We start from the raw sequence: 8,589 nt of genomic DNA on the forward strand, positions 1-8,589 counted from the left end.
AAATTCCTTAACGATTTAGATGCTTTGTACGCACACATAATCAGTCAGTTAGATTTATCAAAGCCTTGCTATGTTTTTTTAGATGAGGTGCAAAATGTTAATGAGTTTGAACGTTTAGTGGACGGTTTGTTTGTAAAACCTAATATTGATGTTTACATAACCGGCTCAAATGCTTTTTTGCTATCAGGTGAATTGGCAACGCTTTTAAGTGGTCGTTATATCGAAATTTCTATTTTACCTTTTTCATTTAAAGAATACTTAGTGGCTCGCAAAATTGATACATCAAACAGATACCTTAATTATGAAGCTCTATTCTTTGACTATATAAATGAAACATCATTGCCTAAAGGTGTTGAATTACGTGAGGGTGGGTTTGATAAGATATACGAATACTTAGAAGCCATTTATGCCACTATTATAGAAAAAGACATCACACAACGTCACCAAATAAACGATAAGCGAGCATTTGGCAACATCACAAAATTTGTAGCTTCCAACATTGGGAATCCGCTTTCGCCTGGTAATATTGCAAAAACATTAAAACAAGACGGACAACATACACATAATATGACCGTTGAAAAATATTTGGAATATTTAACAGCAAGCTTTATATTTTACAAAGTAAACCGCTTCGACTTAAAAGGTAAAAAACAATTAGCAACACAAGAAAAATACTATTTAGTTGATATCGGTTTGCTCAACATTTTGGTTGGAAAAGAACGCACTACAGACAGAGGACATATATTAGAGAATATTGTTTATCTTGAATTACTTCGCAGGGGTAACAAAATTTGGACAGGAACAACACGAAACAACGAAGTGGACTTTGTGTGCAAAACCACAACAGGCAATATTGAATATTATCAGGTTGCTTGGCAAATGACAAGTGAAAGCACAGTAGAACAAGAGTTTAGTGCATTAGAAAAAATCAACGACAATTACCCTAAGTTTTTGCTTACGACAGACTCTTTTACGCAAAACAGAAGTGGAATACAACATTTAAACGTTTTTAACTGGCTACTTGATATGAATGAAAAGTAAGAATATAAAGTAAATAATCTGGATTTTAAAAAATAAATGACAAATATTTGGTAAATGTTATCATTTAAGATAACTTTGCATCATGAGAAGAACAATAAAATTTCATGGTAATAACTTCTTAGATTTCTATTCTAAACTTGATTTAAAGGTAAAAGCAAAATTCCAATATGTTTTAGAGTTGATTAAACAGGTTGAAAGAGTTCCATTAAAGTTTTTAGCCCCAATGACAGGGTATAATGGACTTTTTGAAGTTAAAGTAGAATTTGAATCAAATATTTATCGTGTATTTTGCTGTTTTGACAAAGGTAAACTTGTTGTATTGTTCAATGGATTTCAAAAGAAAACACAAAAAACACCCAAGAAAGAAATTGAAAGAGCAATGAAACTAAAGAAAGAATATTTTGAATCTAAAAAATAGAAATTATGACTGATTATACAGGAGTACAGACTTTTGACGAATTAATTGAAAGGGAGCATGGAAAGATTGGAACTGAAACTCGTAATGAATATGAAGAGCGAGCACAAATGTTTATTGTTAGTGAAATGTTGAAAGAAGCCAGAACGGATGCAAAAATGACTCAAGAACAACTTGCTATAAAAGCAGGTACTAAAAAAAGTTATATCTCAAAGATTGAAAATGCAAAGGGAAATATTCAGCTTTCGACATTAATAAGAATTTTTGAAACAGGACTTAATCGAAAAATTGGATTAACATTTTTGTAACAATTACCCACTCTAATCAAGTAGGTAAATGGGAATTTCATCCCTAAACTTCTCACAACTTGTCCCGCTTCAGCGGGAAAATCGTATTCCAATGGAATAATCTACAAAGTTATATGGCAATACCGTTACTGTTTACAATAACGATAAAAAAATTGATGACATAGCTTTTTTTCAAAAGCACTCATTATTGTGATGAACCTAATTTCTTATTCAAAAGTACAATATTTTTTATCAAAGTAGGCAGTTTCCTTTTAGGAATATTTTTTGTTAAGCAATTTTTGTAAATTTGCAATTATAAACAAAACTGCTATAAAGATATGAAGAAAACAATTGTTATTATTGGAGTTGTAATTTTAATTTTATTGAGTACTGTAATAGCTATCCCTATTATTTTCAAAGGAAAAATTATTGAAACAGTAAAAACCGAAGTAAACAAAAATTTGAATGCTATTGTTGATTTTGACAATGATATAAAATTAAATATGATAAGAAGTTTTCCTGATTTTTATTTAAAAGTAAAGGATCTAAAAGTTGTAAATAAAAAACCATTTGAAGGTGATACTTTAGCAAGTATTGGCTCATTAAGCTTAAGATTAGATATTTGGAAAGCAATAAAAGGTAATATTGGAATAAAATCTTTTCAACTGAAAAATCCTAATATTTATCTCCACGTTTTGGATGATACTGTAAATTTTACAGCTAATTGGGATATTACAATACCTTCGGAAGAAGTGGAGGAAGAAGAAGAAAGCACCGATGAAGAATCAACTTTTAACCTGCCTGTGAAAAGTTATAAAATTGTGAATGCGAATTTAACTTATAATGATGAACTATCGGAAATGTTTATTGAAACAAAAGGGTTAACACATGAGGGAAGTGGTGATTTTTCAATGGAGGTTTTTAATCTGAAAACAAAAACCGATATCGAAAAAATGACTTTTAAATATGAAGGGATTCCTTTTATAAGCAAAGCAAAAATAATGTTTAAGGCAGATTTGAACATTGACCTTGGCAAGATGAAATTTACCTTTAAAGAAAACAAATTTTTATTAAATAACCTTGCTTTAAACTTTGACGGATTTATTGCTATGCCTGATGAGAATATTGAGGTTGACTTAAGCTTTGATGCTCCGGGTACTGATTTTAAAGATTTAATTTCAATGATACCTGCAATTTATAAAACAGAATTTAAACAACTTACTGCCAAAGGAAAAATGAATTTTAACGGCTGGGCAAAAGGTGTTTACAATGATGAGATGATGCCTGCATTTGAAATAAATCTTGGTGTAAAAAACGGAATGTTCAAATATCCTGATTTGCCTGCACAAGTAAACAATGTGAATGTTGACTTAAACATAAAAAGTCCTGATGCAAATATTGACCACATGCTTATCAACTTAAAAAAGTTTCATGCAGAATTAGGAAAAGAGCCTATTGATGCATCTATATTTGTAAAAACAGTTGACAGCGACCCTTATATTGATGCGAAAATTAAAGGGAAAATCGACCTTTCGCAGGTAAAAAATTATGTTGAACTGGATGAAGAATTAAAATTATCAGGAATTGTAAATGCAGATGTTCATGTTAAAGGAAATTCTTCAGCAATTGAAAATGAACAATATTCAAAGTTTTACGCAGTAGGAAATGTTAACATAAATAATATTGATTATTTTTCTGAGGAGATAAATAAAAGTGTGAAAATACCTGTAATGCAACTTGCTTTCTCTCCCGAAGTTGTGGCGTTGAAAGCTTTTAAAATGCACATTAACAAAAACAATCTTGAAGCAAAAGGCGACTTGAAAAACTTCATTCCTTATCTTTTTGAGAAAGGAACTCTTCAAGGGAATTTGAACCTGAGTTCATCATATTTTAATCTTAATAATTTGCTTAGCTCAATGCCCGAAAGTGATAAAGAAAATGTAGGGAAAGAAAATGATACAAGTTCACAAAGCATTGAAACTGTTGAGTTACCTGAAAATGTTGAACTTTACATGAATGCTTCTTTTTCAAGACTTATTTATGATGAGTTTGACATGAAAAATGCAAACTGCAATATTATTTTAAAGGATGAAGAATTAACAATCAAAAATTTAAGCACTAATGTTTTTGGTGGTAGCATGGAAGTAAATGGATTTTACAGTTCAAAACTGAAAAACAATCCCAATGTTGGTTTTAACCTTGATTTAAAGAATTTTAACATCAAAGAAAGTTTTACAAATTTTGAAGTTATTAGAAAATATGTTCCTATTGCAAAATTTATTGAAGGTGATTTCTCAGGAAAGTTAAATTTTATTTCAACACTGAAAAACAATATGGAACCCGAATACAATAGTATTTTTAGCAGAGGAATTTTATCAATTGATAAAATGAAAGTACAAGAATTCAGACCTCTGATAATACTTGCTGATGCACTACAAATGGAAGAGTTCAAAGAAATGTCAGTAAGCAATATCCATCCTTCTTATAAAATTGAAAACGGTAAGTTTTATTTTACAAAACCATTAAAATTTAGTATTGACAAAACGGATTTTGAAGTAACCGGTTCAAATGGAATTGATAAAAGTATTGATTATGACATAAAAATTCAGATGCCTGCAAAAAAAATTAAAGAGCAATCGGGAAAGCTTTTGAAAGGTTTGCCACATGAAGAATTGAGACAAATTCTTTTGTCGGAGAAGGTTACTATTTATGCAAAAATGACAGGAACAATTGATAATCCTAAAATTAAAACTTCAATAAAAAGGATGCTTGCCGACAAAAAGGAAGATATAAAACAAAAAGCAAAGAAAGAGCTGGAAAAGAGAAAAGAAGAAATGGAAAAGCAACTTAAAGAAGAAGTTGATAAAAAGAAAAAGGAACTGGAGGATAAAGCAAGAAAGGAAGCTGAAAAGAAAAAGAAAGAACTTGTAGAAAAAACAAAAAAAGAGCTTGAAAAGAAGAAAAAACGATTAGAGGAAGAAGCTAAGAAAAAATTGGAAGAAGAAGCAAAGAAAAAGCTTAAAGGCTTGTTTGACAAATAGTTTTGATTTTGAAGTTATATGAAATCTTACATAATTTTATTTTTATTAATTCTAATTTCATTTAGTTCTTTTGCACAACTTGTAAATGTTGAAAAAAAAAGAATTGGTAATGAGAAAAAAGGACTGCAAGGAAAGGTAGATTTAAGCGTTAATTTCACTAAAAATAACAGTGAAATACTTTTGATAAAAAACACAAACCATTTGCAATATTTTTATAAAAAAAACAAATTCTTACTATTCAATGAATTCAGCAGGATAAAGGCTGATAATAAAAGTTATTTGAATGATGGTTTTTTTCATTTTAGATATAACTACAATTTTGAAAAAAGCTTTATTGTTGGCGAGGCTTTCACTCAATATCAATACAACAAAGTAAAGAAATTAAAGCATAGATATTTAATTGGGGCAGGACCAAGATTCAGGATTTTGGATTCAACAAACATAAGGTTATTTAGCGGTCTGCTTTATATGTATGAATATGAAATGTTAACAACAAATAATCAAACTTCAAACAAAGTACGATTAAGTGCATATTTGACATTTTCACTAAAAGTTACTGATAAAATTACTTTTAATCACACAACTTATTATCAACCGCATATAATTGATTTTTCAAATTACAGAGTTGCAAGTGAAACAAATTTTACTTTTAAAATATCAGACAAACTTGCTATGAAAATGATTTATACTCTTAATTATGATTCCGAACCACCAACAGGCGTAGATAATTTATTTTATACCATAAGTAACGGACTTAGTTATTCATTTTGATTTTTCAAAAAAGATGCAACAATATTACGTAGATAAAATAGAAGAACAGTTAAAGAAAAAGCTTCCGGGAAAAGCTTCACAAAATAAAATGGCATCTTCAATAAGGATACAACATGAAATAGAGATGTTGAAAATAAAAGTACCAAAGCATAGTTCAATATTACTTCTTCTATATCCCAATGATAATAATTTATTTACAGTGTTAATTCAGAGGAATGCTTATGAGGGAGTTCACTCAAATCAGGTTAGTTTTCCCGGTGGGCAAAAAGAAAAAAATGACACGAATTATCTAACAACAGCTTTGCGTGAAGCAGAGGAAGAAATTGGAATTGACACGTCAAAAATAAAAATCTTAGGTGAATTAACAGATTTGTATGTGCCTCCAAGCAATTTTATCATTCATCCTTTTGTAGGATATTGTGAAAAAACTCCAATTTTTACTCCTCAGAAAAATGAAGTAAAAGAAATTCTTAAAGTTCCAATAGCTGATTTGCAAAATCGAAAAAATATTAAAAACAAAATAATGGAATGGGAAATAGGAGGTTTTTATGAAACAAAATATTATGATATTTGCAATAAAGTAGTATGGGGTGCAACAGCAATGATTATCAGTGAATTTATGGATGTAATTAAAAAATAAAAGCCACCAATTCACTAATAATTTCATTCGTGCATTCGCTACAATAAATATAAAAGCCACTAATTCACTAATATTCATTCGAGCATTCGTAGCAAAAAACAAAAAATCATTAATCTTCATTCGTGTATTCGTGGCAAAAAATATAAAAGCCACTAATTCACTAATCTTCATTCGAGCATTCGTAGCAAAAAACAAAAAATCATTAATCTTCATTCGTGCATTCGTGGCAAAAAACAAAAAATCATTAATCTTCATTCGAGCATTCGTAGCAAAAAATATAAAAGCCACTAATTCACTAATAATTTTTTTCGTGCATTCGTGGCAAAAAATATAAAAGCCACTAATTCACTAATCTTCATTCGAGTATTCGTAGCAAAAAATATAAAAGCCACTAATTCACTAATATTCATTCGAGCATTCGTGCCAAAAAACAAAAAATCATTAATCTTCATTCGTGCATTCGTGGCAAAAAACAAAAAATCATTAATCTTCATTCGTGCATTCGTGGCAAAAAAAAATATTTCTATTTTTGCATGAATAAAGCATTATGAAAATTTTAGGAATATCAGCATTTTACCATGATTCGGCAGCTTGCATAATTGAAAATGAAAAAATTATTGCTGCTGTTCAGGAAGAGCGATTTACAAGAAAAAAACATGATAGTTCTTTCCCTGTTAACGCTATAAAATTTTGCCTTAAAGAAGCAAATATTTCAATTAATGAAATTGATGCAATTGCATTTTATGATAAAGCATTCCTGAAATTTGAACGTTTACTTGAAACTTATTATTCCTACGCTCCCAAAGGATTACTTTCTTTTTTAAAAAGTATGCCTATCTGGATAAAAGAAAAATTATTTATTAAAAAACTAATTTTTGACGAACTAAAAAAGATAGAAAAATTTGATAAAAAAAATATAAAATTACTTTTTCCTGAGCATCATTTATCACATTCCTCAAGTGCTTTTTATCCATCACCTTTTAAAGAAGCCGCAATTGTTACAGTTGATGGAGTTGGCGAATGGGCAACAGCATCTATTGGTTATGGCTATGAAAATAAAATAAAAGTTTATAAAGAATTACATTTCCCTCATTCTGTTGGTTTGTTGTATTCCGCTTTTACATATTTTTTAGGATTTAGAGTAAACTCAGGTGAATACAAGCTTATGGGACTTGCACCTTATGCCGATAAAAATTCTGAGCAGGCAAAAGATTTTATAAAAAAGATAAAAGATAATTTAGTTGAAATTAAGGATGACGGTTCGGTTTTTCTTGAGCAGAAATACTTTGGATATTCTACAGGACTCAAAATGATTAATGAAAATAAGTGGGGAAAACTTTTCGGTTTTGCTGTTCGCCATCCTGAATCCCAGATTGAAAATCATCATGCAAATCTTGCTTTTGCCATTCAGTCTGTAACCGAAGAAATTGTTTTTAAAATGGCAAAAGAAGCAAAAAAACTAAGTAATTCAAAAAACTTATGTCTTGCCGGTGGTGTTGCTTTAAACTGTGTATCAAACGGTAAAATATTAAGTTCAGGATTATTCGAGAATATTTTTGTTCAACCGGCAGCAGGTGATGCAGGTGGAGCATTAGGAAGTGCTTTTGCAACATATCACATATTTTTTAACAAGGATAGAAAAATTACTGATGAAGATAAAATGCAAGGAGCTTTGCTTGGCAATTCCTATGATAACGCTTCTATTGAAAAAGCATTAAAAGAAAGTAAAGTTGACTATGAATATTTTGATAGTTTTGAAAAGCTAAGTAAAGGAACCGCAAAATTATTATCAGAAGGAAATATCATTGGTTGGTTCAGAGGCAAAATGGAATTTGGTCCAAGAGCACTCGGAAATAGAAGTATTCTTGCTGATGCAAGAAATATTGAAATGCAGAGAAAATTAAACTTAAAAATAAAAAACAGAGAGAGTTTCAGACCTTTTGCTCCGGTTGTAATGAGTGAGCATGTATCGGATTATTTTGAAATAAATACTGACTCTCCTTACATGCTTTTTACCGTTGATGTTGCCAAAAATAAAAGGAAAGAAAAGCCTAAGGGATTTGAACAATTGTCAATTAAGGAAAAACTAAAAATCCCACTTTCTCAAATTCCTGCCGTAACCCATGTTGATTATTCTGCACGAATTCAAACTGTAAACAAAAAAATAAATAATGATTTTTGGGAACTTTTAAATGCGTTTAAAAACTTAACAGGAGATGCTATTTTAGTAAATACAAGTTTTAATGTAAGAGGCGAACCCATAGTTTGCACTCCCAAAGAGGCAATTCAATGCTTTAAAAATACTGAAATGGATGTTGTTGTAATTGAGAATTATTTGATAAAAAAATAAAGAGTAAAATTTACTCCTTAAAAACCTTCAATATTTTAGACTCA

The 8,589-nt window shown here is 29.8% G+C and carries 7 protein-coding genes; all 7 read left to right on the forward strand.

Translation table 11 applies throughout. From position 1 onward, the window contains the following. On the forward strand, positions 1 to 1,041 hold a 1,041-nt coding region (locus U9R42_00895), incomplete at its 5' end, for an ATP-binding protein (protein MEA3494572.1). 82 nt (positions 1,042 to 1,123) lie between these two features. Continuing rightward, the gene (locus U9R42_00900) at positions 1,124 to 1,459 is read left to right on the forward strand and encodes a type II toxin-antitoxin system RelE/ParE family toxin (GenBank protein MEA3494573.1); all 336 of its coding nucleotides are present in this window, start codon (positions 1,124 to 1,126) and stop codon (positions 1,457 to 1,459) included. 5 nt (positions 1,460 to 1,464) lie between these two features. Beyond that, positions 1,465 to 1,764, forward strand: coding sequence for a helix-turn-helix transcriptional regulator (locus tag U9R42_00905; protein ID MEA3494574.1), 300 nt, complete (start codon positions 1,465 to 1,467; stop codon positions 1,762 to 1,764). A 317-nt stretch (positions 1,765 to 2,081) separates the two neighbouring features. Further along, positions 2,082 to 4,784: an AsmA-like C-terminal region-containing protein gene (locus tag U9R42_00910; GenBank protein MEA3494575.1), complete on the forward strand. Its 2,703-nt coding sequence runs from the start codon at positions 2,082 to 2,084 to the stop codon at positions 4,782 to 4,784. 18 nt (positions 4,785 to 4,802) lie between these two features. Beyond that, entirely contained in the window at positions 4,803 to 5,555 is a 753-nt protein-coding gene (locus tag U9R42_00915) for a DUF481 domain-containing protein (protein MEA3494576.1), read from the forward strand. A gap of 13 nt (positions 5,556 to 5,568) precedes the next feature. Beyond that, entirely contained in the window at positions 5,569 to 6,195 is a 627-nt protein-coding gene (locus U9R42_00920) for a CoA pyrophosphatase (protein ID MEA3494577.1), read from the forward strand. Positions 6,196 to 6,742: 547 nt separating this feature from the next. Beyond that, positions 6,743 to 8,545 carry a carbamoyltransferase gene (locus U9R42_00925; protein ID MEA3494578.1) on the forward strand — a complete coding sequence of 601 codons (1,803 nt, stop codon included), beginning with the start codon at positions 6,743 to 6,745 and terminating at the stop codon, positions 8,543 to 8,545. The last annotated feature ends 44 nt before the right edge of the window (positions 8,546 to 8,589 follow it).

The sequence above is a fragment of the Bacteroidota bacterium genome (assembly GCA_034723125.1).
GTDB lineage: Bacteria > Bacteroidota > Bacteroidia > CAILMK01 > JAAYUY01 > JAYEOP01.